This window comes from Arthrobacter ulcerisalmonis (assembly GCF_900609065.1).
Taxonomy (GTDB): Bacteria; Actinomycetota; Actinomycetes; order Actinomycetales; family Micrococcaceae; genus Arthrobacter; species Arthrobacter ulcerisalmonis.
On record NZ_UXAU01000011.1, the window covers coordinates 18,263 to 39,406 of the forward strand.

The following is a 21,144-nucleotide window of genomic DNA, read 5'->3' on the forward strand; positions in this document are numbered from 1 at the left end:
GGATGGCCTCCCCCACCGTTGGCCGTGAGCACGACGATCCAGGCCTCCAGCCGGAACGCACCTCCATGGCCTGGGGCCGCACACTGCTGGCGCTGGCAACCGTGAGCGCCGTTTTTCTGCGCTGGCTCCCGCGGCACGGCCTGCCCGTCCTCCTGCTGTTTGTGCTGGCGTCCGGGACCGCTTTGGCCATTTATCTGTCGCAACGACGCCGGTATGGCGCCTTCTCGCGCGGGATCGCCATGGAGCGGGTCGACGCCGACGTCGCTGCCGTCCTCTGGACTGCCGGCGCCGGCGTGGCGATGGGCGCCGTCGCGATCGGCATCGTCCTGACCTGGTAACCGCGGCTAGAACGCGGGCAACACGAAGCCGGCGAGCAACGCCACCGCACCAATGGCGGTCAGGCAACGGCCCAGCACGACGGCGGTCCGGGCAGGTTCCTCGGGCACCGTTACCTGCCACTGGGTGGGCCGTTTCGGGTGGTAGTAGAGGGGAAGCGTGTCGCCGACCGCCAGGTCCTTGATGTCATGCGGTGACATGGGCGCCCGGTGGACCTGGTATTTCCGGTCAAACCAACGAAAACCCACACCGCTGGGATCGGAATACACCACGGCCTCAGCCACCACCCACGGGTGCACAAAGCGGCGCAGGATCCCGGTGTAGATGAGCAGGCCAAGCCCCACGGGAAGGCACAACCAAGTCAGCATCTCCAGGATTGGACCTGCCATTTCGAGCACTGTGGGCATGAAATCGATGGTACAGGCGCGGCGGGTGCTGGTGGCTGCCGCCAAGACTCCGTACGCTGGCAATCACGGAACACCGCGCAACCAACCCAAGGGGAAGCCGTGAACGATCAGGATCTTTTGGCCCGCATCCAGGCCCTGGTGGCTGAGGAACACACCCTCCGCCAAGCCAGCCCCGACGGCTCAACGCCGGATACCGCGCGGCTCCGGCACGTGGAGGAAAGCCTAGACCAGTGCTGGGACCTGCTGCGGCAGCGCCGGGCAAAGAAAGAGCTGGGTGAGAACCCGAACGATGCCGAGGTCCGGCCAGTCAGCGAGGTGGAGGGCTACCGACAGTAGCCCTCCACCTGCCCCATCAACCGATGGGCTCAGCCATCTGCGCCACCACATACTGCGCGTCCACGCGCAGGCCGGTCTGCGGATCGGCCATCTCCACCTTCCAGCTCCGGGCAAACTGATCCACGCCTGCCGCCATGGCCACGGTCCCTGAGATCAGCACCGTGCCCGGCGTGTTCAGGCCGCGCTCGGCGAGGACTTCGAGCCAGTAGTCGGGGGTCAGCAGCGCGCCGAGTGTGCTGTCCTGGATGAGGGTGTCGGCAGTGTCGCCTGCGCCTACCCAGCCTCGAAGGGTGATCTGGTCCAGGTGATCGCGGACATCGTCCAACCTCCAGGCCTTGCGGCCCAGCACATCGGGGCTGGCATTCTTGCTCCACGCGACGCCGTGGACTTCCAGCGCCCGGTCGGTGTGGTCGCACGCAACGGTGAGGAGTACGCCGTCGTCCGTGATGACCAGCGCCCACTCGGCTTCGCCGGACGTCCTTGCGTGCTGGACCTGCACTTCGCTGACCTGCTGAGCGAGGTACGGCGACACCGGGTACAGGGCAGGAGTGGTGGCCGGTCCCGGGACGCCCAACTCTGCCAATTCGGCGATGTGCGCCTGCACCTCGTCCTGCTCGCGGCCGGCATACCCCGCGTTGAGCAGGTGCTTTACCTCGACGTCCTGGGTACTGCCATCGGGAAGTTCAAAGCTGAGACGGGTCATGGGTGGGTCCTCTTCCTGTGCTGGGCGCCTGCTGGGCGGGTACCCGCGAATCGAAAATTTACACATCGGAAACCGGATTTGCTGGCCCCTGTACATCCAGTATGCGTAATGTATACATTTAACGCCAGCGTGACAGGCGTCACTCACACAGACCATCGCGGAGGCATCCTGATGAACACACCCGGTTCAGCGTCGCAACCCAGCGCAATCCATCCACAGCCCGCCAGGCCCAAAGGCCTCTACAAAGCCTTTGCTGCCAGCCTCACCGGCACGGCGCTCGAATGGTACGACTTTGCGGTCTACTCGGCCGCGGCCGCCGTCGTCTTTCCCATCATCTTCTTCCCTTCCTCGGACCCGCTGACCGGCACCATCCTGGCGTTTTCCACCTACGCAGTGGGTTACGTGTCGCGGCCAGTGGGTGGCATCATCTTCGGCAGGCTCGGCGACCGGATTGGCCGCAAGAAGGTCCTGGTGACCACCCTGATGATCATCGGCGTGGCCACAGTCCTGATCGGCGTCCTGCCCGGGTACGCCAGCATCGGCATCGCCGCACCGATCATCTTGGTCCTGCTCCGCTTCGCCCAGGGCGTGGGCGTGGGCGGCGAGTGGGGCGGCGCCGTGCTGCTCTCCAGTGAATACGGCGACCCTAAGCGCAGGGGCTTCTGGGCCTCCGCTGCACAAGTTGGCCCGCCCGCAGGCAACCTGCTGGCCAACGGCGCGCTGGCCATTCTCACCCTCGCCCTGACCGAAGAACAGTTCCTGAGTTTCGGCTGGCGGATCGCGTTCCTGGTCTCCGCCGTCCTGGTCGGCTTTGGCCTCTGGATCAGGCTCAAACTCGAAGACACCCCCATCTTCAAGGCCATCGAGGCGCACGGCGAACAGCCCAGCGCCCCCGTCCGCGAAGTCTTCACCAAGGAACTCCGCCCGCTGATCGCCGCTATCCTGTGCCGCGTGGGTCCGGACGTGCTCTACGCACTCTTCACCGTCTTCACACTGACCTACGGCATCCAGACCCTCGGCTACGAGCGCAACCAGGTCCTCACCGCGGTCCTGATCGGTTCGGCCTTCCAGCTCTTCATGATCCCGCTGGCCGGCGCGGTGTCCGACCGCTTCAACCGTCGCCTGGTCTACGGCGTGGCGGCAGTCCTCGGCGCCGTCTGGACGTTCGTCTTCTTCGGCGTCCTCGGCGGCAACAACCAACCCATGCTGATCGTTGGCATCGTCCTGGGCCTGATGGCGCACTCCTTCATGTACGGCCCGCAGGCAGCGTTCATTGTGGAGCAATTCTCACCCCGACTCCGGTCCACAGGCAGCTCGCTCGCCTACACCTTCGCCGGCGTGATCGGCGGCGCCATCGCACCCCTCATGTTCACCCTGCTGCTCGCGCAGTTCGGCACCTGGCTCCCGGTGGCCATCTATGTTGCCGTGGCCGGCGTCGTGACCATGATCGGCCTGGCCTTGGGCCGGGATTCGAACACGACAGAGGACGAGGACTACCGGCTGCTGCTCGCGGGCACTCCCGTGGGTGGCCTCCAGCCGGCAGGGACGGCCGACGACGGCGGCACCCGCTGACCCATCCAGGTCGACTTAGGAGCGCAGCAGGACGTCCAAGGTCACCGCAAGGTGCTGATCGATCGCTTGCTGGGCCAACGCTGGGTCGCCGGACGCCAAGGCATCGAGGATGTCTTGGTGTTCGGCGCACACAGCACCCCGCCGGCCACCGGTCCTGAACAGAGCGGCCACACCCACCAGCATCTGCCGGACATGGAGCTTGCTGTAAGTTCGGGACATGAGGTCGCTGCCAGCCGCGTCGATCAGTTGCTGATGGAACAACGTATCCAGCCGAATGAACTCGTGCGCGTCGGCGGCTTCGCTCGATTGGGGCACCAGCAGCTGGCGGTCAAGGGTTTCCTGCATCTGCTGCTGGGGGACGCGCTGGGCATCGATCACCAACCGGGCAGCGTGGCTTTCCAAGACGCCACGGAGTTCCATCAACTCGGCGATTTCCCGGCCCGTCAACGGCGGCACATAGGCGCCTCGCTGCGGAATCAGTTCCACCAGCCCGTCGGAGACCAACAGGAGCAGTGCCTCACGAACGGGCGTCCTGGACACGCCAATTTCGGCGGCCAACTGCTGTTCGTTGAGAAACTTGCCCTGCACCTCGGGGTCGGTCAGGACGAACTCCCGCAGGTGGTTATAGGCCTTTTCCCGCCCAGACGCTGCCGGCGCCGCCACATTTCCCATACATTAGGTATACAACAGAACGGAGCCCGTCATGCGTCTCGCAGTCGCGCAGATCATCAGCGGTGCTGACACCGCCCAGAACCTTGAACTGATCAGAGACTACGCCACGCAGGCAAAAACGGCGGGGGCGGAGCTGGTGGTCTTCCCGGAAGCGACCATGCGGGCGTTCGGCCACTCCCTCACGGACATCGCCGAACCTCTTGCCGGTCCTTGGGCCAGCTCGGTTCGCGGCATCGCCGCCGAGCTGGGCATCGCCATCGTGGCGGGCATGTTTACCCCTGGCCAGGACGGCAAGGTCCGGAACACCCTTCTGGTAACGGGCCCCGGGGTTGAAACCTCTTATGACAAAGTGCACCTGTTCGATGCATTCGGTTTCACTGAATCAACAACAGTGGACGCCGGGACGGCACCCGTCACGTTCGAGTACAACGGCACGGTCTTTGGCCTCGCCACCTGCTACGACGTCCGCTTCCCCGCACTCTTTACCGCCAACGCCCGCGCTGGTGCGCAGGTCACCATCGTCTGCGCCTCGTGGGGAGCTGGCGAGGGCAAGGCAGAACAGTGGGACTTGCTGGTCCGGGCTCGAGCCCTGGACAGCACGTCGTTCATTGTGGCCTGCGGCCAAGGCGATCCGGCCACCATCGGCGCAGGTCCTGCGGGCAGCGCCCCTACCGGAGTCGGGCACAGCGCCGTCGTCTCCCCCTTGGGTGCCACCTTGGCAACGCTCGATGGCGCGCCGGGACTCGCCGTCGTGGACCTCGACCCTGCCGACGTTGCGGCGGTCCGGGAGAAGCTCCCCGTGCTGGCCAACGCCCGCAGCTTCGAGGACTAGCGTTCGCAACCCCGGCCGCGTCACACTTCCGCCCGTCCTAAGTTTGTTCGCGAAACCTGACCTTGTAGGTTCTGATTCGCGAACAAGCCCAGGACTCACGACGGCGGCGTCCCCAGGCTGGGTGCGCACGGGGCCTAATCCGCCAGGATCTTGTAGAGCGCCCGGCGGGCCTCGTCCATTTTCTCCATGGCGGCGGCCCGCTGCTCGGCGGTCACACCGCTGCGGAATTGGTGGATGACGCCCACCAGTTTGCCGATGCTCTGGTGGAAGTCTCGGTCCGCGGAATCGGGTGAGGCGTTCCAGGCAGCTTCCATTTCTTCAGCGTGCTCGGCCACGTAGGCTTTGCCGGTCTCGGTGAGCGTGAACTCAGTCCCGCGGCCTTCACTCAGCGCCTCAATGAGGCCTTCGTCAACCAGCTGCTGAAGCGTGGGGTAGATGGAGCCCGGGCTGGGCCGCCATGCACCTTCGGTCTTCTCGGCAATGGTCTTGATCAAGCCGTAGCCGTTGGACGGCGCCTCGGCCAGGAGCGAGAGGACTGCGGCGCGAACATCGCCGCGATTGGCCCGACGTCCGCCGCGGCCAAAGCCAGGACCGAAACCAGGTCCAAACCCGGGGCCGAAGCCGGCACCAAAGCCTGGTCCAAAACCGGGACCTGAGCCTGGTCCAAAGCCAGCGCCGCCGCGGTGACCGTGCGGCCCCCGACGGCCCCGGCCGCGTTCAAACTTGCCTCGAAGAAACTCGGGGCCTGCAAATTTTTCATCAGAATTGCCGTTCATGGCAGTTTCCTTTCAAAGGGTACGCCGATATCTTCGGCGATAGTTAACGATATTACGTTAACTATCGCTCCGTCAAGAGTTGCGCCGAAAGAAAGTTGCCTTCGCCAGCTATGGATCGCCCGTGCCTTGCGGCGTAGTCTGATCACACCTTCAAGCTCGGGGGCGGGATGGCAAAGAAGTGGTCGCGGACGCGCATGGTGGCCTCCGTTCTGGGCGGATTCATGGGCTTCCTGGCCATCAGCGTGGTGTGCGGGTTCTTGGCCGCCAGCCTGGTGGTCCCGGCAGTGGCCGCCGCGGGCTATGGCGTCACCAACTCCATTGGCTTCTTCGAGAACCTGCCGGAGGAACTCACCGTTGATCCGCCGTCGCAATCTACCAACGTCCTCACCGCAGATGGCCAGCTGATTGCCGTCTTCTTCGCCGAGAACCGGATCCGCGTTCCGCTGGACCAGATGTCGCCGTTCATCAAGGACGCGATCGTCTCCATCGAGGACAGCAGGTTCTACGAACACGCTGGCGTGGATCCCCGGAGCGTACTGCGGGCCGCAATTTCCAACCTGACCAAGGGTGGCCAACAGGGAGCCTCCACCATCACCCAGCAGTACGTCACCAACGTGATCAATGAGTCGCGCGTTTCGCAGGACAAAGCGGATGAGGTCATTCTCAGCGGCCAGAAAAACGTGGGCGACAAGTTGCGGGAGATCAAGCTCGCCATTGCCCTGGAAAAGCAGTACAGCAAGGACCAAATCCTTGAGGGCTACCTGAATATCGTGTTCTTCAACAGTGACGCCTACGGCATCGAGGCCGCGGCGCGCTACTTCTTCAGCACCAGCGCCAAAGACCTCACCCTCCCCCAGTCGGCGCTGCTGGCGGGCCTAGTCAACAGTCCGTCGTTCTACAACCCCGCCATCAACCCGGACAAATCCTTGATTCGCCGCAACCAGGTATTGGCCGAAATGCTGAAGCTGGGAAAGATCAGCCAGGAACAGCACGACACCGCGGTGGCCACTCCGGTGGAACTGAACCTCAAGCCAGAGCGGCAGGGGTGTGCCAATGCCGTCCAGGCACCCTACTTCTGCGACTACATCTCACACCTGATCCTGAACAACCCGGCCTACGGGGCCAGCCTCATCGAGCGCCAGCGCAAGCTGTACAGGGGCGGGTTGACCATTGTGACCACGCTGGACAGTCGGCTGCAGGGCGTGGCGCAAGCGCAGGTGGACAGCACGGCGGGCACCAACCCGGATCGCTGGGGCGCCGCTCTGGTGTCGGTCCAGCCAGGCACCGGCAAGGTCTTGGCCATGGCGCAAAACACCGTCTTCCTGCCCGAAGACGGCCGGTTCGATACCCAGCTGAACTTCAATGTGGACGCGCGGGACCCCGAGGGCAACGACCTCAACGGTGCAGGCGGTTTCCAGCCCGGTTCCACCATGAAACCGTTCACGTTTGCTGAATGGCTCAATGAAGGCAAGTCCCCCACCGCCGTGGTGGATGCCTCCCGACGGGTCTATCCGGTGGGCTTCCCCTGGCGGTCCACCTGCGGCAAGGTGATGGGCGCGTACAGCACTGCGCAGAACAATCCCGAGTTTGGTGCTGCCGACGACCTGCAAAATGCCGAGCCGGGCTTCTACCGCTCCATGCCCATCAATTACGGGCTGTACAACTCCATCAACACGGCCACGTTCGCGACCGCTGCCCAACTGGACTTCTGCGGGATCCAGCGGATGGTGGACACCGTTGGCCTGCATAGCGGGCTGGACGGCGCCCCCATCAACATGCTCCAGCTGGGCAACCTGCTCGGCGCCATCGGAGTGGCCCCGATGCACATGGCCAACGCGTTTGCCACGTTCGCCAACGACGGCAGGTACTGCGTTCCCATCGCCATTCAGGAAGTCCGCGACGCCGCCGGGGCCCAACTCCCGGCGCAACAGTCGGACTGCCGCGACGCCGTCAAACCCGCGGTGGCCCGCGGGGTCAATGCCGTCCTGCAGGACGTGATGAAGATGGGCTCCGGCGTCTGGATCCAACCCAAAGTCCACACCCAGTTCCCCGTGGCGGCCAAGACGGGGACGTCCAACAACAACGGCTCCACCTGGGTGGTGGGGTACACCACGGGCATGGCCACCGCGTCGTTCTTCGGCGACGCGCTGGAGGGTCAGAGCCGGCCCGGCCAGAACGTCTTGGTGAACGGCGTCTTCTACCCGCGACTGGACGGTTACATGGTGGCCGGTCCGCAGTGGGCCAACTACATGCTGGCCGTCGCACCGTACTACTCCACGGCCCCGTTCCTTCCGCCTCCTGCCCCACCGCCTGCACCCGCGCCGACTCCCACGGCACGGCGGTAGCACGGGCAGCCGCCCACGCAGGGGCCGCTGCGCAGCAGCCTGCGGGTTCGATCATCTCGCCAGCCGGGTTGGCCAGGCCTTTGCCGTCCACCACGATCTGCCCGGCACCAGAGATGGTGGTCTTCAGGCTGGTCCCGGCGCACACAGTTGGGGCGCGACGCCGGCCCTTGGCTCAGGTGCGCCGCAGCCGCTGCCACCACCGGCGGGGCTCGGGCCCCTCGGCGGGAACGGCGGCGGCTTTCGCGTCCCGGCGGTGCCGCCAGCGCTCAACCTCCATGTCGGCGTCGCGCGTTTTGGTGATCACCGGCGGGCCGCCCTGCAACTGGCGCCGGGCTTCGACGACGCGTCGGTTGAAGTCCCGCACCAGGTCACGGACCTGCTGTTCGGAATATTGCTTGTCGATGGTGGTGTCCAGTTCGGCGTCTTCTGACCTGAGGACGATCGCCGCGGGGCCCATCCCGGTGAGGTTTTCGCGTTCGAGCAGGCCTTTGACCCACCAATCCGGATCATACTGCTCACCGAGTCGGGGGATGGGTTTGCCGGCGTACTTCAGGTTGTCGAACTTCCCTTGGGCCATGGCGTCGCGGATCAGGTAGTCCGCCCGGGCAGCATCGCCCACGGCGTTGCGTTTGCGCCGTTCATCGCTTTCGAGCGCTGCCAGGGCGCTCTCTTCTTCCGCGCTGATCCCGGCGCCGCGGTAGGACCTGGCTTCCGCCGCACGCTCGAGGCGCTTCCGGAATTCAGCTCCACCGTTCCCCACAACCACACCGCCCATTCGTCGCTGGCACCTCAGTCCAGTATTTCGAAGCCCGCACTTTTGATCAACGCCCGGGCTCACTGGGCGGTGCCACGCGGAGAAATTCTTGCCAGCGGGAACACCCTGATAATTGAGTCATGAAGCGTGCAAGGGTTCACATCATGGGGGCCAGCGGAAGCGGAACCACAACTCTTGGTCGGGCTCTGGCTGACTATTGGGCGGTTCCCCACGCGGACGCCGATGACTTCTTCTGGGTACCCACCGTCCCGCCCTATGTCGAGAAGCGTGCCGAGGACGCTCGGCGGGCACTGATGCATCAGGTGTTCGTTCCCAGGGAAGCCTGGGTCCTGTCCGGATCGATGATGGGCTGGGGGGACAACATCGCTGGAGAGTGCGATGCTGTGGTCTTCTTGTCGCTCGACTCTCGCGAGCGGATACGTCGCCTCGAAGCCCGCGAGGTGCATCGCCGGGCAGGCAAGAACTTCGATGAGGCCGCGTGGTCCGAGTTCCTGGACTGGGCAAAGGGTTATGACGAGCCGGAATTCGACGGCAGAAGCCGTACCGCCCACGAGGCTTGGCTCCACAACCTGGACGTACCGGTGTTGCGCCTCGGCAGCGAGACGCCAGTCACGGAACTCCTCGACGCCGTCCTGAAATGGGAGCCTTCGTAAGTCGCGGGGCTCGTCAGCAATCCAGAATCACGAATGCGAATCGTTGGTTGGGTGTTAATTGCAGAACGGCCTGTCTGGCGCACCGGCTACGACCGTCAGAGGTCCTTCGTCCGGCGTAGGGACTTCAAACTCATCGAAGTACTGGGCAGCCACCACGTCAGTCAGGCAAAACTCGTGGGCGTGGGATGTCCTTCGTAACCTGATGCGGGCCAAGGCCACAGATCGGGGCGTCTGCACGTAGATGGTGTCTGGCTCAACGCCCAGCGGCCTGATGAGGCTTCGGTAGTCCTCACGCATGCTCCGGGACCAAAACGAAAAGTCGAGGACGACGTCGGCGCCCGCCTTGATGAGGTCGACCAGTCGCTCCTTCAGTGCGGCCTCGATCGCGGTTTGAGTCTCTGCCTCCAGGGGCATTGTGCGCAGCCCCAGATCCCATGCGACCTCGTCGAACGAGAGGCGGACCATACCTTCACGTTCCAGGCGACGCGCCACAGTGGACTTGCCAGCTCCTGCTGGCCCGCACATGAAGACGGCTCGGCTCATAACAACGATCCTAGGAGCAGAGTCGAATCGCCGAAACCCGCAGCCCTCCACGCGCGTTGGTCAGCGCAGCGCCAGCGGTTTCGTCTTGACCGGCGCAAGGAACAGGATCATCACGACGGCGGTCATGGACCCGGCGGCCATGATCGCCGCCAGCACCACCACCTGGAACAGGCCCGCGGCTAAGGGCGAAATCCCGCCAAAGATCGCGCCAACGAAGGCACCAGGAAGCGTGACCAGGCCCGTTGTTTTGCTCTGATCGGTGGAAGGGATGAGCGCCGAATACACGGCCGATCGTGCCAAGGCTGCAGTGGCTTGCCGAGGCGTGGCGCCGAGCGCCAACCAGCCCTCTATCTCATCCCAGCGGTTCACGGCTTCCTGGCTGAACGTCCGGCCGGCGATGGTGGTGATGGCCATCGCGTTGCCAATGACGATCCCGCCAATCGCCAAGGCATAGCGCGGCGCGAACTCGATGGCTCCGGTGGCGAAGACGATAGCCAACGTCACCAGCACCGCGGATCCCATAGCTGTCACCACCTGGCCAAAGCGGTGCCAACTCCAGCCCAACCGGCGTGTTGCTGTTGCGCAGGCTACGGTGAACATCAGCACCAGGGCCAGGCCAACCCACAAGGGACTGGTAATGACGCCGTTGAGGACCAGGCTGATGGCCGCCAACTGGGCAGTGCCGCGCAGGATGGCCCACGCGGGAGAGGCAGGTCGTGGCACACGGAACGCCGTCAGCACGCCAAGGGTTACCGCCACCAACACGGCCACCCCCACCAGGGGCGGGACGAAGTCGCCGAGTTGGGTCATGGGGCAAGCCTAGTGCTGGCGTTCGTCCACGGTGGGCAGGGATCAGGCGTGCTACTCGGGAGCCGCACCTAACTGGTAGGTGGCGAGGGTGACGCCACCGGGCAGGGCATCGAACGCAGCTGGTGTGGCGGGGCGCAGCTTGGCCCGACCGCCGAACAAGGCTATGCCCCTTCCCAAAACCACAGGATTGATTTTGAGCTGGATCTCATCCACAACGTCGATCAATTGGCCCGCGAGATCGCCACCGCCGCAGAGCCAGATATCCCGTCCTGGTCCCTTCTTGAGCTCAGCCACGTATTCGGCCACATGGCCATGGAAATATTCGACGCTTGATGCGGCCGGAGCCTCTTGGTGCGTGACCACAATCTGCCGCAAATGTGGGTAAGCGCCGCCGGCCAAGCCAGCCTCCAGGGCCGGGGCGAAGGTTCGCCAGCCCATGATGACAGTGTCGAAGCGTCGGGGCCCAGCCATCACGCTAAACGCTTCCCTCGCCTGCACCGGGCACGTTTCCGGATATCTACTGAACAGGTTGGCAAGCGTATCGGGATCGACAGGAAAGTGCGTGGTATCCCCGGACGGGTCTGCAATGAACCCGTCAACGGACGTAGCCACGTAGTACACAAGTTTTCGCATAAGTCACTCCAATCACTATGGATGTTGTGGTTGAGCCCAATATACAACAGATGTAGTGGTTGAGATAGGGTGAGTTGCATGGTTGCAAACCCACGCCGGCGCGTTGACGTCACAGACGCGGCACTCCGCATTCTTGGCCACGACGGCAGCCGGGCGCTCACCCACCGCGCCGTAGATGCCGCGGCTCAGCTGCCGGCGGGAACCTGCGCCAACTACTTTCCGAGCCGCGCAGCCCTACTGTTGGCCATGGCCCAGCGCATCTTCGAGCGACTGGCGCCGGACCCTTCGGAGCTGCAACGGCTGACATCAATCCCCCACGACGACGCCCTGCCGGAGTACGTGGGCTACGTCGTCGAACGCCTGATCCGTAGTCCCGACCTGGCCCGCGCACTGATCGAATTGCGGCTCGAGGCGGCGCGTTCGGAAGAGATCTCGGCTGTCGTGACGCCCATCCTCCGGCAAGGCTTGATCGATGACGTGAGCTTTCACCGCGAGAGGGGATTCTACGGTGGGCAGGCGATGGTGACTCAGCTCCACCACTTGGTCAATGGAATCTTGCTGGACCATCTCACCGCTCCACTCGACCCGACGGCCAATCCAGTTGGCACGGCCAAAGACGCCGCGCGGGCGCTGGCACTTGGCTGGCCGAGCGATGAGACCAGCGATCAGCCGTCGCGACCCAAGTAGGACAGCGCCGCCACCACGTGGGCCTGGACGCCGACTGACAGTGTCGGGTCCATGACCGGTGCGAAAAACGGCGAGTGATTAGCTGGAATGTCGCGGGCAACAGTGCCGTTCTTTACGGCCGCATCATACGTTGCCGGGTCAGCACCGCCCAGCAGCCAGTAGGTGTACGGCACACCAAAGGCGTCCGGGATCCTGCTGAAGTCTTCGGACGCCGTCTGCCTGGTGGCGGGCTGCACCGCGTCCGCACCGAAATGATCGTGGAACGCGGCGGTGACATGATCGGTGGTCCCGGCATCATTGTCCGTCAGGGGAAACTGGTCGTAGTACTCGAAAACAGGCTCCTGCGGAGACCCTGCTGTGAGGCATTCGCCCTTGACGATCCGCTCGATCGCGGCCAGCACCGTCGATCTGACCTCGTCATCGTAGATTCGGATGTTGAGCAGCAGTGTGGCCCGGTCCGGGATGATGTTGGACTTGGTGCCAACGTTCAACGCACCCACCGTGACCACCGCGAAGTCGCCTGGCTTGGTCTCGCGGGACACCACCGTCTGCAGCCGGAGCACAATTGCCGCGGAAAGGACCACCGGGTCGACGGCCATGTGCGGCATGGACCCGTGAGCGCCCTTGCCAAACACCGTAATCTTCAGCGAATCCCCTGCGGACAGGACCGGCCCGGCGGTAGTAGCCACCAGGCCAGCGGCCATCGGCATCACGTGCTGGGCCAGCGCGACGTCGGGGCGGGGCACCTTGGTGACCAGGTCGTCGTCGAGCATCGCCTGCGAACCCGCGCCCACCTCTTCCGCCGGCTGAAACAGAGCAATATAGGTCCCGGACCACGCGTCCCGGCCATCGGCGAGCAGCTTGGCGGCGCCGAGCAGCGCGCTGACGTGCACGTCATGTCCGCACGCGTGCATGACGCCGGGCACTTCGGAGGCGTAATCCAGGTGGGTCGCTTCGGTCACCGGGAGGGCGTCGGTGTCGGCCCGGGAAAGGACGGTTTTCCCCTCACCGTTGACCAGGACGCCCACCACTCCGGTGCCACCAATGCGCTGCACGTCGTAGCCAAAACTCTTTAGTTTCTCCTCGACGATGCCCGCCGTGCGTTCCTCTTCAAGGCTGAGTTCCGGGTGTCGATGCAGGTCAGTGTAGGTGTCGCGAATCCAGCCGAGCTCGGCATCGAGGCTTGTCAGGACTTTGTTGCTGCTACTCATGGCCGTCATCTCCCGCGAAACATTCCGCTTCCGCCGGATGGTGCGGCGCGGCAGGCCCCAGCATAGCCGCGCCGCCTGGCGCTTTCCCTGGCCGCCCCCTTTTAAGACGCGAACGACGACGGCGGAGGCCGCCGTCGTCGTCTATCGTTTGGTGAGTTCTCCGGGAAGGTTCCGGATTCCGGCGTAAAAGCTCCGGGAGGGTCAGGCGTTGGCGTGCTCGGCGAGGATGCCGTCGATCTGGCCCATGGCCAGGCCCATGCCCTCCTGCATGCCCATCTCTACCATTTGTTCCATCTGCTCAACGGACTCGAACTTGGTTGTGACCTGCATCCGCGTCCGGTCACCCTGGGGTTCGATGGTCACCTCTGCACGGGCGATGCCGTACTCGTTGGTGGGGTTGCCGTCGGCGTCAGCGAAGCCATCATCGAAGGCGATCCGGGCCGGCGTTTCGATCGCGGTGAACTCCCACCAGCCGTGGGCCTTGCTGCCGTCCGGGCCGGTCATGAAGTAGTTGGCGCGGCCGCCGGGGACAAAGTCGTGGGTTTCGAACGTGGAAGGCCAGGTGGGCGGGCCCCACCAGCGCTCCAGTTGCCGGGGATCGGACCAGAGTTCCCAGACGCGTTCAACACCGGCATCAAACTCGGCAACGATGGTGAAGTTGAGCGCCTCAAGGTTCTTGGTTGAACTGACGACTGTCATGGCATTGCCTTTCTAATCTTCTGCAAGGATGAGCGCCATCCTGTCGGCACGTTGCCGCCAGGCCTGCTCATATTCGTCGAGCAATTGCTGGGCTTTCTGCAGGGCATCTCGATTTCCCCGCACCAGCTGCTCCCTTCCGCGCTTCTCCTTGGTCACCAGGGAGGCCCGCTCCAACACCGCAACGTGCTTCTGGACTGCGGCGAAACTCATGGCATAGAGGGCAGCCAAGCCAGACACCGAGTACTCGGCGAGACTCACCCGGCGGACAATATCCCTGCGGGTGGAATCTGCGAGCGCCTGAAACAGGCGGTCCAGTTCTGCATCTGACATCTGATCTACAACCATTTGGTTGTATGTTATCGCGTGACCTGCGGCGGGTCAATGGGTGGACACCGACGCCAGACCCTTCCTCCACCGGGCTCCCGTCCGGTACGTTGGCCGCCATGACAACAGTGCTCGTTGGCGCAGGTGCGGACCCCGATTTCCTTGCCCCATTCGACGTCTTCGCCGAAGCATTGCCGCAGCACAGAACGGTCCACCTTGCCGTGGTGGTGCACTCAGACCAAGCTGACCCAGCCACGCTCCTGGCGGCCTACACCGGCCCACTGGAAGCTCGGCTCAACTGCCGGATCGTCCCAATCCTCCTGCACGGCGACACTGTGGATGCCGTCAACAGCAACAGCTTCGACGCAGTGGACGGAATTGTGGTGGGTGGCGGCCGAACACCGGCATACCTGAAAGGTCTACGCGGAGCGGCAGCAAATATCGCCCAGCGCGTGGCCAACGGGGTGCCATATCTCGGCTTCTCGGCGGGTGCCATGGTCGCACCAGGACGCGCCCTCACCGGCGGCTACCTGGTCAACGGCGTCGAGGTCTGCGACGAGGGCTGCTCGGAAGGGATCAGCGAGGTGCAGGTCGAGGACGGCCTGGGGCTGGCACCGTTCAGCATCGATGTCCACGCGGCCCAGGCGGGAACGCTCAGCCGAGCCGTCGCTGCCGTGGACGCCGGCTTGGTCGAACGCGTGGTCGCAATTGACGAAGGAACCGCCCTCGTCATCACCGACCCAGCGGCCACCGACAACACGGTGCTTGGCAGCGGCCGCTGCTGGGACATCCAGCGCCGCACCAACAGCGACGGTTGGCTCCCTGGTGCGGGAGTCGTCGTCGTGCTCCGGACGGCAACTCAGGCACCACGCACCAGCCAGCAGAAATGACGCACGGATTGCGGCCGGCCAGCGAACGTGACCAGTCTCACCTGCCATAAAGGGACCAAATGGTTGAGGCTGCGGCCAGCGTCTGGGCACTATGGAAAGGCAGCACAGGGCACAGCGAAGTCGAGACCGGCCTCGCGCCCCGGCCAGATTCACCGGCCGCAGCAGCTGCACACTTTGTCCTCATCGGCGAGGACGCGGCCACGCGCCGTCCAACGTATGAAATGGAAGTTGAATAATGACGTTCGATGCACCTAACTCCGTAACGCTTAAAATCTGGGATCGCACCTCGCTGCACCAGACCATCGATAACGCGGTCCACGAACTCTCCGCGCTCCTCAAAACCACCACGTGCCGCATCGCCGTCACCTGCAGCGGCCCCAACACCTTCACGTTGAGCCTCCGCGGCGAGGACAAGGCGTTCGCCGCCGCCTAGGCAGCCACTGAGCCTTGCCATACTGGCCCGGTTTTCGACCCCAGGGGGTTGAGAGCCGGGCTTTTTGCTGCACCCAGCCCCCAAAACTGGGCCAGCGTGGCAGCAGCCCTAGAAACTCAGCTGCGCGACGCCAAGACTTTGGCTGCACGTCACCAAATAGCTCTGGCCTGCGACGCTACTGCACAGTAGAGTCGGGGCAACGAGGCGAGGGGGCGACACGTGACCGAACAGCGCAGCCCCACGGTTACTCTCCACTCCACGCGCATCATCGCGGCGCTGCCAGCAACACTCTTGGTTGCCGCGGGATTCGTCTTGTTTGTTCGGCAGGATCAGCTCATCGGCTTCGCCCTGCTTGCCGGAGCACTGGTGTGGGCAGCCTTTCTGGGCCGACGCCTACTCACCGACCTGGCCCTGATTGCGTTTGGCATCACGGTGATGAGCCTTGTACCCATCACCACCGACATCAGCAACGGGCACATGGCCGTGATGGGCACGGCCATGACGCTAGCCGTGGGCGTGCCCTACTTGGTGTCGAGGTTCGGCACCCGCGAGCACGCCATCCGGTTCCCCGTCCGCACTGGGAAGCCGTGGACACAAGCGGAACGGTGGTACCTGCCCGCAGTTCTCGTCATCGGCTATGCCCTCATGCCCGTCTACATGATCGGCACCGGCGTCTACACCAACTGGCCTGCAGTGAGCGATCCGGAGGGAATCGCGCGGCTCTTCTTAGGGACAAACGTCCTGGGCATCTGGGACGAACTCTTCTTCATCTGCACCACGTTCACGCTGCTCCGACGCCATCTGCCCGACTGGACGGCCAACCTCCTGCAGGCCGTCCTCTTCACCTCCTTCCTCTGGGAATTGGGGTTTCACGCCTGGGCGCCCTTCTTCATCTTCCCGTTCGCCCTGCTCCAGGCTCGGCTGTTCAGCATCACCCGCTCGCTGTCCTACATCGTCAACGTCCACTTGCTATTCGACTTCGTCTTGTTCCTGGTCCTCATCCACGCCCATAACCGGGAATGGCTCAACATCTTCATCTACTAAGGAGTGTGATGCAGCTCACATAAATAAAAGCGTGACGAATTCACCGCCCGGTACGTCTTACATGTGAAGGCGCAAAACAGGCGCTTCCAGATCAACTTGAAGAGGAGTGGGACCATGACCACGCAGCCGCAGAAGACCACAAACGCACAGACGTTGAGCACCGCTCCCGCAGCGACTCCCGCAGTGCCCACCAAGGCTGGCGCCGAGGTAGCCGTGCCGCAGAGCACCGGCCATGACCTCGGCCACGATGGCCGCGGCAAGACCACTGTCGCCGATGGCGTCGTTGCCAAGATTGCCGGCATCGCCATCCAGGAAATCGAGGGTGTCTACGCCCTCGGCGGCGGCGCAGCCCGCGCCCTGGGCAACCTCCGCGAGAAGGTTGGCCAGAAGGACCTCACCCAGGGTGTCAACGTTGAGGTCGGCCAGACCCAGGTTGCAGTCGACGTCACCATGGTGGTCGAATACCCGCACCCGCTGCAGGAAGTAGCCGATCGCGCCCGCGATGCCGTCTACACCGCAGTCGAGGACCTGGTGGGCATGGAGGTCACGGAAGTGAACATCACCATCACCGACATCCACGTCCCGTCCGCTGAAGATCACGACGACGATCAGGCAGCTTCCGAGCCGCGCGAACCGAGGGTGGCATGAGCCCCGCAGTGGCTGGCACCGCCCTAGGTGCCGTGTTGGCTTTCGCAGCCCTCGCCTTCGGGTTTTGGGGTTTCCTGCTCACGGCCATCCTGATGGGAATTGGAGCCGTCCTGGGCCGCGCCGCCGAGGGCAAGCTCGACCTTGGCGGGGTGCTTGACGCCCTGCGCGGCCGGCGCTCCTCCTCATGAACAGGGTGGGGCATACCCGAATTGCCCCGCATGCGCTCAAGCGCACTGTTGAAGCTGTAGCGGCCACTGCCTTCGGGATCGCTCCCGGACAGGTGGCCGTCTCCCTGGACGATCATCAAGGGAAGCTCGGTGTAGACCTGACCGTCCGGCTGCCGGCGCCGCCCCTCCTGGGCACACCGGCGCCGGCCGCTCCACTCACCAAGGAGGTCCCTGCCGGGGAACTCCCGGCCGGCAAGAAGATCTCCGCCTTTGAACAGGCCCAGATCGCCCGGCTGAAGGTGGCCATCCTGGGCCGCCAGATCACCGGCATGGACCTCGGCCGGATCAACATCAGAGTGGCTGCAGCCAAGCACCGCAAGAATGACGACGCCCGGGTAGACCAGGCCGGAACCCGACGTACCACCAGTAACGAGCTTGAAAGGAGGTTGCCATGAGCCAGGACAGAAGCACTAAGCGGGTAATCCGCCGAGAGACGCACTCATCGCGCGCCGGACTTGCCGTTGTTGTCGCCGTGCTGGTCATGCTGACCCTCCTCTGGCTAGCTGTCGAAAGCGTGCTCTCCCTTTTGGGCCAGAACGCACTGCTCATCAGCCCTGGACAGTTGGCGGCCAAAGTGGTTGCGCTGCCAGAGGCCGTTATCCCGGCAGCACTGATTGCCTCCGGCGTGGTTGTCGCCCTGATCGGGTTGCTCATCTTCGTCGCAGCAATCACCGGTGGACGCCGGGCCCGCCGCGCCATGGGCAGCGACCGCGTTGCCCTGGTGGTGGACGACGACACCATCGCCGCCGCCATCTCCCGCAAGGTGCGCCTGACCTCAAACCTGGCACCGGAGCAGGTCACCACCTCCATCGGCCGGAGTTCCCTCAGCGTCCGGATCCGACCGACGTCGGGTGTTGCCATTGATCGCGACGCCGTCCTTGCAGCTACCAAAGAAGAAGTAGCCGCATACCGGCTCGGTAGGACGCTGCGCACCGATGTCCATGTCGCCGCGGAAGGAGTGCTGGGACGATGAACCACACCAACCGAGCACTCAACCGGCTCCTGCTGGCCATCGCTGGCTTGATCCTCATCGCCGTCGGCGGCCTCGCCGCAGCTAGCGCCCTCGATGCCAGGGTGCGGGACAGCTGGACCCAGTCCGCTGACGCCGCCGTCACCTGGTGGCAGGACCTCCAATCATCGGCACCGTTGCAGGACCCCTTCGGCAGCTGGTGGACATTGGCACTGATCGCAGCCCTCGTTGTGCTCGCCGTTCTCTGCTTCTCCTGGCTGACCAGGCAGGGCGGCGGCCGGACCAGCACCGGAGGCACAGACGTCGACGCCGAACTCGGGGACACCGCCGTCGACGTTTCCTACCTGGAATCAGCGGTGGCAGCGGCAGTAGCCGACAACACCTCCATTCTTGGCAGTTCCGTCACGGCGTGGCGGGGACGGCGGTCCGGGACCCGCAACGGGCTCCGGCTGACCCTCCAAACCCGACGGGGAGCATCCCCCCGAGACGTGGCCGATCTCGCCGAGGCCCTGGTCAGCTCAATTGATGAGTTGATGGGCCATCGCGCCACCGTTCTGGTCCGAATAGTCTCCGGAACCAAATCCAAACTGGCCGGCGCACAACGCACCGACTAACCATCGCCCGCAAGGCAACCACGAAAGGCAACATCATGGGAATCGACGACAAGATCAACAACGCCGCCACCGAGCACACCGGCGCCGCCAAAGAAGCTGCCGGGAACCTGACCGGCAACGATGAGCTGAAGCGCGAAGGCCAGGGCGAACAGGCCCAGGCCAAGGTCCAGGACGCCGGCGAGAAGATCAAGGACGCCGCCAAGGATATTGGCGACAACCTCCGCGAAGCCGCAGCCAAGATCAAAGAAGGCTTCAGCAACAAGTAGCCCCAGCATGGCAGGCCCTGAGAGCAAAAAAAACTTCCGGGGCCTGCCGCGCGTGCGACTGAACGCGCGTGCCCCGGATCCATGTCGCACCACTGATTGCGCCTCCGGTCCAGCACGCGCCATGAATGAAAGCAGAGTCAGGTGACAGGTCCCTTGGTGCAGAATCGGTTGGACGATGTCCCCGACGCACTCCTGGTGGGCAGGGCAACCAACGGCGATACCGCCGCCTTCGAAGCCCTGGCGCGGCGCTACGGCCCGTTGATGCGGGCATGCGCCCGTCGATTGACGGGATCCTACGCCGATGCAGACGATGTGGTGCAAGAGGTGCTGGTCCAAGCCTGGAAGCAGCTCGACACCCTCCGCGAACCTGGCGCCGTCAAGAGCTGGCTGTTGCGCCTCACGGGCAGCAGGAGCATCGATGCCATGCGCCGCCGTCGTCATGAATCGAGTTTTGGCGACATTGACGAGGTCAGCGGCGCCGGCGACATCGCATCCCGGGCAGCAACCCCGGAGGCCTCTGCCGTCCAGCGTTCCAGCATCGAGTCCCTGAAAGCCGCCTTGGCCCGGCTCCCCGAAGAGCAACGCCGGTGTTGGGTGCTGAAAGAATTCAACGGCCAAAGCTACGAACAGATTGCCGAGACACTGAACATCAGCCCAGCCAGCGTCAGGGGCCGGCTCGCCCGAGCCCGCGTGGCGTTGGTGCGCGAAATGGAAGAGTGGCGATGAGTACCCACAACGACACGTTCGACTGCGGACACACCCTCGAGGACTTGAGCCTCTACCTCGATACCGGTGAGTTCGCCGATCCGAAACACCTCGACGAATGCCCTGAATGCCGGAACGGCCTGGATTCACTGCGACGGCTTTCGGCCACCAGCGACGAGCTGCTGAACCTTGACCTGGCCGAGGCCGGCAGCGGCAATGACGACTGGATGAAGTCCATCCTGGCGAACCTCAAGCTGGAGCTCCGGCCCGGGCGCAGCATCCCCATCAGCTCCGATGACCCAGCCGACACACTGACCGAAACCGAGGGCTCCATCTTTGCCCTGATCCGGTCCGTGGCAGACAACACTCCCGGCACGGGGGCCGGGCGCGTTCGGCTGGAAGGCGACGTCACCATTCCTGGCGAACCGATCACCGTCAGTCTGGACTTGGCCGTCGCCTTCGGGCTCCCCGTGGTGCGCAGCGCCGAAGACCTGCGAGGCGAACTGATGGATGCCCTGGCCCTGCACACGGAACTCAACATTGCCGCCATTGATATCGCCGTTACCGACGTCTACAACATGACGCAGGCACCCCAGGAGGACTCATGACCGTATCAGTGCAGCCCTACGCGGAAACGCCGCTGCCCACCGAGCTACGACAGGTGGTGCTCTCCGTTGCGGGCGTCAACTCTGTCTACCCATGGCGGCCGCTGTGGCAGCGACTCCCTGGCCAAGCAGCAGCCCTCCTGACGAACACCGAAGCTGAGGTGGAGGACGTCCCCCTCGTCGAGACTTTCGCCGACGGCCCCACCGAGATCTCCGTCCGCGTGGGGGTCAGTTCAGACGCACGTACGCCGGCTGTGGTCAGGGCGGTGTCTGCTGCAGTCCGCACCCACCTGGAACCGGAGCAGGTGGCCGTGAAGGTGGTGGTGGTCCGGATCGCTGCGGGGCCCGAACCGGAGTAGGCGCCGCGCCAGCCTCGGGCCACGTCCTTCGTCCGAAACAATTTGGCCCGTTCACCCACAGACATCTAC

At 64.3% G+C, this 21,144-nt stretch carries 31 protein-coding genes; 20 read left to right on the forward strand and 11 right to left on the reverse strand.

Features of this window, described 5'->3' with window-relative positions; all coding sequences use genetic code 11:
* Positions 1 to 2 precede the first annotated feature (2 nt).
* A complete protein-coding gene (locus PSET11_RS02975) occupies positions 3 to 338 on the forward strand; it encodes a DUF202 domain-containing protein (protein WP_124090633.1) in 336 nt (111 codons plus the stop codon).
* Positions 339 to 344: 6 nt separating this feature from the next.
* On the opposite strand, the gene PSET11_RS02980 is transcribed toward PSET11_RS02975, so the two are convergent.
* Complete coding sequence (locus tag PSET11_RS02980) at positions 345 to 743, reverse strand: hypothetical protein (protein ID WP_124090635.1); 399 nt, start codon at positions 741 to 743, stop codon at positions 345 to 347.
* 99 nt (positions 744 to 842) lie between these two features.
* Here PSET11_RS02980 and PSET11_RS02985 point away from each other — a divergent pair, with 99 nt between their 5' ends.
* Positions 843 to 1,079, forward strand: coding sequence for a DUF2630 family protein (locus PSET11_RS02985; protein WP_124090637.1), 237 nt, complete (start codon positions 843 to 845; stop codon positions 1,077 to 1,079).
* Between the two features lie 16 nt (positions 1,080 to 1,095).
* On the opposite strand, the gene PSET11_RS02990 is transcribed toward PSET11_RS02985, so the two are convergent.
* On the reverse strand, positions 1,096 to 1,782 hold the full coding sequence (locus tag PSET11_RS02990) for a DUF2848 domain-containing protein (protein WP_124090638.1): 687 nt from the start codon (positions 1,780 to 1,782) through the stop codon (positions 1,096 to 1,098).
* A 171-nt stretch (positions 1,783 to 1,953) separates the two neighbouring features.
* Here PSET11_RS02990 and PSET11_RS02995 point away from each other — a divergent pair, with 171 nt between their 5' ends.
* Complete coding sequence (locus PSET11_RS02995) at positions 1,954 to 3,354, forward strand: MFS transporter (RefSeq protein ID WP_203415892.1); 1,401 nt, start codon at positions 1,954 to 1,956, stop codon at positions 3,352 to 3,354.
* Between the two features lie 15 nt (positions 3,355 to 3,369).
* Here the strand turns inward: PSET11_RS02995 and PSET11_RS03000 are convergent, their stop codons facing one another.
* Positions 3,370 to 4,026, reverse strand: a complete 657-nt coding sequence (locus PSET11_RS03000; RefSeq protein WP_124090639.1) for a GntR family transcriptional regulator — start codon at positions 4,024 to 4,026, stop codon at positions 3,370 to 3,372.
* A 31-nt stretch (positions 4,027 to 4,057) separates the two neighbouring features.
* Here PSET11_RS03000 and PSET11_RS03005 point away from each other — a divergent pair, with 31 nt between their 5' ends.
* Positions 4,058 to 4,858: a carbon-nitrogen hydrolase family protein gene (locus PSET11_RS03005; RefSeq protein ID WP_124090640.1), complete on the forward strand. Its 801-nt coding sequence runs from the start codon at positions 4,058 to 4,060 to the stop codon at positions 4,856 to 4,858.
* Positions 4,859 to 4,992: 134 nt separating this feature from the next.
* Here the strand turns inward: PSET11_RS03005 and PSET11_RS03010 are convergent, their stop codons facing one another.
* Positions 4,993 to 5,634: a PadR family transcriptional regulator gene (locus PSET11_RS03010; RefSeq protein WP_124090641.1), complete on the reverse strand. Its 642-nt coding sequence runs from the start codon at positions 5,632 to 5,634 to the stop codon at positions 4,993 to 4,995.
* 167 nt (positions 5,635 to 5,801) lie between these two features.
* On the opposite strand from PSET11_RS03010, the gene PSET11_RS03015 reads away from it, so the two are divergent.
* Positions 5,802 to 7,979, forward strand: a complete 2,178-nt coding sequence (locus tag PSET11_RS03015; RefSeq protein ID WP_124090642.1) for a transglycosylase domain-containing protein — start codon at positions 5,802 to 5,804, stop codon at positions 7,977 to 7,979.
* Between the two features lie 172 nt (positions 7,980 to 8,151).
* On the opposite strand, the gene PSET11_RS03020 is transcribed toward PSET11_RS03015, so the two are convergent.
* The gene (locus tag PSET11_RS03020) at positions 8,152 to 8,754 is read right to left on the reverse strand and encodes a DnaJ family domain-containing protein (RefSeq protein WP_124090643.1); all 603 of its coding nucleotides are present in this window, start codon (positions 8,752 to 8,754) and stop codon (positions 8,152 to 8,154) included.
* Between the two features lie 119 nt (positions 8,755 to 8,873).
* Between PSET11_RS03020 and PSET11_RS03025 the strand changes: the two genes are divergently transcribed.
* A complete protein-coding gene (locus PSET11_RS03025) occupies positions 8,874 to 9,407 on the forward strand; it encodes a P-loop NTPase family protein (RefSeq protein ID WP_124090644.1) in 534 nt (177 codons plus the stop codon).
* A 54-nt stretch (positions 9,408 to 9,461) separates the two neighbouring features.
* On the opposite strand, the gene PSET11_RS03030 is transcribed toward PSET11_RS03025, so the two are convergent.
* Genes PSET11_RS03030 through PSET11_RS03040 form a run of 3 tightly spaced genes read right to left on the reverse strand, consistent with a single transcriptional unit; the run spans position 9,462 to position 11,393 of the window.
* A complete protein-coding gene (locus PSET11_RS03030; RefSeq protein WP_203415893.1) occupies positions 9,462 to 9,950 on the reverse strand; it encodes a P-loop nucleotide/nucleoside kinase family protein in 489 nt (162 codons plus the stop codon).
* 60 nt (positions 9,951 to 10,010) lie between these two features.
* Entirely contained in the window at positions 10,011 to 10,760 is a 750-nt protein-coding gene (locus PSET11_RS03035; protein ID WP_124090645.1) for an ABC transporter permease, read from the reverse strand.
* Between the two features lie 51 nt (positions 10,761 to 10,811).
* Positions 10,812 to 11,393, reverse strand: coding sequence for a dihydrofolate reductase family protein (locus tag PSET11_RS03040; protein WP_124090646.1), 582 nt, complete (start codon positions 11,391 to 11,393; stop codon positions 10,812 to 10,814).
* 78 nt (positions 11,394 to 11,471) lie between these two features.
* On the opposite strand from PSET11_RS03040, the gene PSET11_RS03045 reads away from it, so the two are divergent.
* Positions 11,472 to 12,080 (forward strand): TetR/AcrR family transcriptional regulator, encoded by a 609-nt coding sequence (locus tag PSET11_RS03045; RefSeq protein ID WP_124090647.1) that lies wholly within the window; start codon positions 11,472 to 11,474, stop codon positions 12,078 to 12,080.
* Here PSET11_RS03045 and PSET11_RS03050 read toward each other — a convergent pair.
* The 3 genes from PSET11_RS03050 to PSET11_RS03060 form a co-directional block, all read right to left on the reverse strand.
* Positions 12,059 to 13,291 carry an amidohydrolase gene (locus PSET11_RS03050; RefSeq protein WP_203415894.1) on the reverse strand — a complete coding sequence of 411 codons (1,233 nt, stop codon included), beginning with the start codon at positions 13,289 to 13,291 and terminating at the stop codon, positions 12,059 to 12,061. The two genes, PSET11_RS03045 and PSET11_RS03050, sit on opposite strands and share 22 nt — an antisense overlap.
* A 201-nt stretch (positions 13,292 to 13,492) precedes the next feature.
* Complete coding sequence (locus PSET11_RS03055) at positions 13,493 to 13,990, reverse strand: SRPBCC family protein (RefSeq protein ID WP_124090649.1); 498 nt, start codon at positions 13,988 to 13,990, stop codon at positions 13,493 to 13,495.
* A gap of 12 nt (positions 13,991 to 14,002) precedes the next feature.
* The gene (locus tag PSET11_RS03060; RefSeq protein ID WP_124090650.1) at positions 14,003 to 14,335 is read right to left on the reverse strand and encodes an ArsR/SmtB family transcription factor; all 333 of its coding nucleotides are present in this window, start codon (positions 14,333 to 14,335) and stop codon (positions 14,003 to 14,005) included.
* 98 nt (positions 14,336 to 14,433) lie between these two features.
* Between PSET11_RS03060 and PSET11_RS03065 the strand changes: the two genes are divergently transcribed.
* The 13 genes from PSET11_RS03065 to PSET11_RS03120 all read left to right on the forward strand — a co-directional run bounded on the left by PSET11_RS03065 (position 14,434) and on the right by PSET11_RS03120 (position 21,075).
* Positions 14,434 to 15,204 (forward strand): Type 1 glutamine amidotransferase-like domain-containing protein, encoded by a 771-nt coding sequence (locus PSET11_RS03065; RefSeq protein WP_124090651.1) that lies wholly within the window; start codon positions 14,434 to 14,436, stop codon positions 15,202 to 15,204.
* Between the two features lie 59 nt (positions 15,205 to 15,263).
* Entirely contained in the window at positions 15,264 to 15,440 is a 177-nt protein-coding gene (locus PSET11_RS16615) for a hypothetical protein (protein WP_160118957.1), read from the forward strand.
* Entirely contained in the window at positions 15,440 to 15,637 is a 198-nt protein-coding gene (locus tag PSET11_RS03070; RefSeq protein ID WP_124090652.1) for a hypothetical protein, read from the forward strand. The genes PSET11_RS16615 and PSET11_RS03070 overlap by 1 nt, the downstream gene beginning before the upstream one ends.
* A 219-nt stretch (positions 15,638 to 15,856) precedes the next feature.
* Positions 15,857 to 16,681 (forward strand): CPBP family glutamic-type intramembrane protease, encoded by an 825-nt coding sequence (locus PSET11_RS03075; RefSeq protein WP_238989005.1) that lies wholly within the window; start codon positions 15,857 to 15,859, stop codon positions 16,679 to 16,681.
* Between the two features lie 114 nt (positions 16,682 to 16,795).
* On the forward strand, positions 16,796 to 17,329 hold the full coding sequence (locus tag PSET11_RS03080; protein WP_124090653.1) for an Asp23/Gls24 family envelope stress response protein: 534 nt from the start codon (positions 16,796 to 16,798) through the stop codon (positions 17,327 to 17,329).
* Positions 17,326 to 17,517, forward strand: coding sequence for a DUF2273 domain-containing protein (locus PSET11_RS03085; protein ID WP_124090654.1), 192 nt, complete (start codon positions 17,326 to 17,328; stop codon positions 17,515 to 17,517). The genes PSET11_RS03080 and PSET11_RS03085 overlap by 4 nt, the downstream gene beginning before the upstream one ends.
* On the forward strand, positions 17,514 to 17,951 hold the full coding sequence (locus tag PSET11_RS03090) for a hypothetical protein (protein WP_238989006.1): 438 nt from the start codon (positions 17,514 to 17,516) through the stop codon (positions 17,949 to 17,951). The genes PSET11_RS03085 and PSET11_RS03090 overlap by 4 nt, the downstream gene beginning before the upstream one ends.
* Positions 17,948 to 18,529 carry a hypothetical protein gene (locus tag PSET11_RS03095; RefSeq protein WP_124090655.1) on the forward strand — a complete coding sequence of 194 codons (582 nt, stop codon included), beginning with the start codon at positions 17,948 to 17,950 and terminating at the stop codon, positions 18,527 to 18,529. Before PSET11_RS03090 ends, PSET11_RS03095 begins: the two co-directional genes overlap by 4 nt.
* A complete protein-coding gene (locus tag PSET11_RS03100) occupies positions 18,526 to 19,140 on the forward strand; it encodes a hypothetical protein (RefSeq protein ID WP_124090656.1) in 615 nt (204 codons plus the stop codon). Before PSET11_RS03095 ends, PSET11_RS03100 begins: the two co-directional genes overlap by 4 nt.
* Positions 19,141 to 19,175: 35 nt before the next feature.
* Positions 19,176 to 19,406, forward strand: a complete 231-nt coding sequence (locus PSET11_RS03105; RefSeq protein WP_124090657.1) for a CsbD family protein — start codon at positions 19,176 to 19,178, stop codon at positions 19,404 to 19,406.
* 141 nt (positions 19,407 to 19,547) lie between these two features.
* Positions 19,548 to 20,132 (forward strand): RNA polymerase sigma factor, encoded by a 585-nt coding sequence (locus PSET11_RS03110; RefSeq protein ID WP_238989007.1) that lies wholly within the window; start codon positions 19,548 to 19,550, stop codon positions 20,130 to 20,132.
* Entirely contained in the window at positions 20,129 to 20,719 is a 591-nt protein-coding gene (locus PSET11_RS03115) for an anti-sigma factor (RefSeq protein ID WP_124090658.1), read from the forward strand. The genes PSET11_RS03110 and PSET11_RS03115 overlap by 4 nt, the downstream gene beginning before the upstream one ends.
* A complete protein-coding gene (locus tag PSET11_RS03120) occupies positions 20,716 to 21,075 on the forward strand; it encodes a hypothetical protein (RefSeq protein ID WP_238989008.1) in 360 nt (119 codons plus the stop codon). The genes PSET11_RS03115 and PSET11_RS03120 overlap by 4 nt, the downstream gene beginning before the upstream one ends.
* Positions 21,076 to 21,144: the final 69 nt, after the last annotated feature.

Excerpts from the sequence above, each read along its gene's own strand:
- PSET11_RS03065 (WP_124090651.1), top strand. The coding sequence starts at position 14,434 with ATGACAACAGTGCTCGTTGGCGCAGGTGCGGACCCCGATTTCCTTGCC.
- PSET11_RS02980 (WP_124090635.1), bottom strand. The coding sequence starts at position 743 with ATGCCCACAGTGCTCGAAATGGCAGGTCCAATCCTGGAGATGCTGACT.
- PSET11_RS03000 (WP_124090639.1), bottom strand. The coding sequence starts at position 4,026 with ATGGGAAATGTGGCGGCGCCGGCAGCGTCTGGGCGGGAAAAGGCCTAT.
- PSET11_RS03095 (WP_124090655.1), top strand. The coding sequence starts at position 17,948 with ATGAGCCAGGACAGAAGCACTAAGCGGGTAATCCGCCGAGAGACGCAC.
- PSET11_RS03005 (WP_124090640.1), top strand. The coding sequence starts at position 4,058 with ATGCGTCTCGCAGTCGCGCAGATCATCAGCGGTGCTGACACCGCCCAG.
- PSET11_RS03050 (WP_203415894.1), bottom strand. The coding sequence starts at position 13,291 with ATGAGTAGCAGCAACAAAGTCCTGACAAGCCTCGATGCCGAGCTCGGC.
- PSET11_RS03120 (WP_238989008.1), top strand. The coding sequence starts at position 20,716 with ATGACCGTATCAGTGCAGCCCTACGCGGAAACGCCGCTGCCCACCGAG.
- PSET11_RS03020 (WP_124090643.1), bottom strand. The coding sequence starts at position 8,754 with ATGGGCGGTGTGGTTGTGGGGAACGGTGGAGCTGAATTCCGGAAGCGC.
- PSET11_RS03035 (WP_124090645.1), bottom strand. The coding sequence starts at position 10,760 with ATGACCCAACTCGGCGACTTCGTCCCGCCCCTGGTGGGGGTGGCCGTG.
- PSET11_RS02990 (WP_124090638.1), bottom strand. The coding sequence starts at position 1,782 with ATGACCCGTCTCAGCTTTGAACTTCCCGATGGCAGTACCCAGGACGTC.
- PSET11_RS03025 (WP_124090644.1), top strand. The coding sequence starts at position 8,874 with ATGAAGCGTGCAAGGGTTCACATCATGGGGGCCAGCGGAAGCGGAACC.
- PSET11_RS03070 (WP_124090652.1), top strand. The coding sequence starts at position 15,440 with ATGACGTTCGATGCACCTAACTCCGTAACGCTTAAAATCTGGGATCGC.
- PSET11_RS03040 (WP_124090646.1), bottom strand. The coding sequence starts at position 11,393 with ATGCGAAAACTTGTGTACTACGTGGCTACGTCCGTTGACGGGTTCATT.
- PSET11_RS03060 (WP_124090650.1), bottom strand. The coding sequence starts at position 14,335 with ATGGTTGTAGATCAGATGTCAGATGCAGAACTGGACCGCCTGTTTCAG.
- PSET11_RS02995 (WP_203415892.1), top strand. The coding sequence starts at position 1,954 with ATGAACACACCCGGTTCAGCGTCGCAACCCAGCGCAATCCATCCACAG.
- PSET11_RS03085 (WP_124090654.1), top strand. The coding sequence starts at position 17,326 with ATGAGCCCCGCAGTGGCTGGCACCGCCCTAGGTGCCGTGTTGGCTTTC.
- PSET11_RS02975 (WP_124090633.1), top strand. The coding sequence starts at position 3 with ATGGCCTCCCCCACCGTTGGCCGTGAGCACGACGATCCAGGCCTCCAG.
- PSET11_RS03030 (WP_203415893.1), bottom strand. The coding sequence starts at position 9,950 with ATGAGCCGAGCCGTCTTCATGTGCGGGCCAGCAGGAGCTGGCAAGTCC.
- PSET11_RS03105 (WP_124090657.1), top strand. The coding sequence starts at position 19,176 with ATGGGAATCGACGACAAGATCAACAACGCCGCCACCGAGCACACCGGC.
- PSET11_RS03090 (WP_238989006.1), top strand. The coding sequence starts at position 17,514 with ATGAACAGGGTGGGGCATACCCGAATTGCCCCGCATGCGCTCAAGCGC.
- PSET11_RS03055 (WP_124090649.1), bottom strand. The coding sequence starts at position 13,990 with ATGACAGTCGTCAGTTCAACCAAGAACCTTGAGGCGCTCAACTTCACC.
- PSET11_RS03080 (WP_124090653.1), top strand. The coding sequence starts at position 16,796 with ATGACCACGCAGCCGCAGAAGACCACAAACGCACAGACGTTGAGCACC.
- PSET11_RS03015 (WP_124090642.1), top strand. The coding sequence starts at position 5,802 with ATGGCAAAGAAGTGGTCGCGGACGCGCATGGTGGCCTCCGTTCTGGGC.
- PSET11_RS03045 (WP_124090647.1), top strand. The coding sequence starts at position 11,472 with ATGGTTGCAAACCCACGCCGGCGCGTTGACGTCACAGACGCGGCACTC.
- PSET11_RS03100 (WP_124090656.1), top strand. The coding sequence starts at position 18,526 with ATGAACCACACCAACCGAGCACTCAACCGGCTCCTGCTGGCCATCGCT.
- PSET11_RS03115 (WP_124090658.1), top strand. The coding sequence starts at position 20,129 with ATGAGTACCCACAACGACACGTTCGACTGCGGACACACCCTCGAGGAC.
- PSET11_RS03010 (WP_124090641.1), bottom strand. The coding sequence starts at position 5,634 with ATGAACGGCAATTCTGATGAAAAATTTGCAGGCCCCGAGTTTCTTCGA.
- PSET11_RS16615 (WP_160118957.1), top strand. The coding sequence starts at position 15,264 with ATGGTTGAGGCTGCGGCCAGCGTCTGGGCACTATGGAAAGGCAGCACA.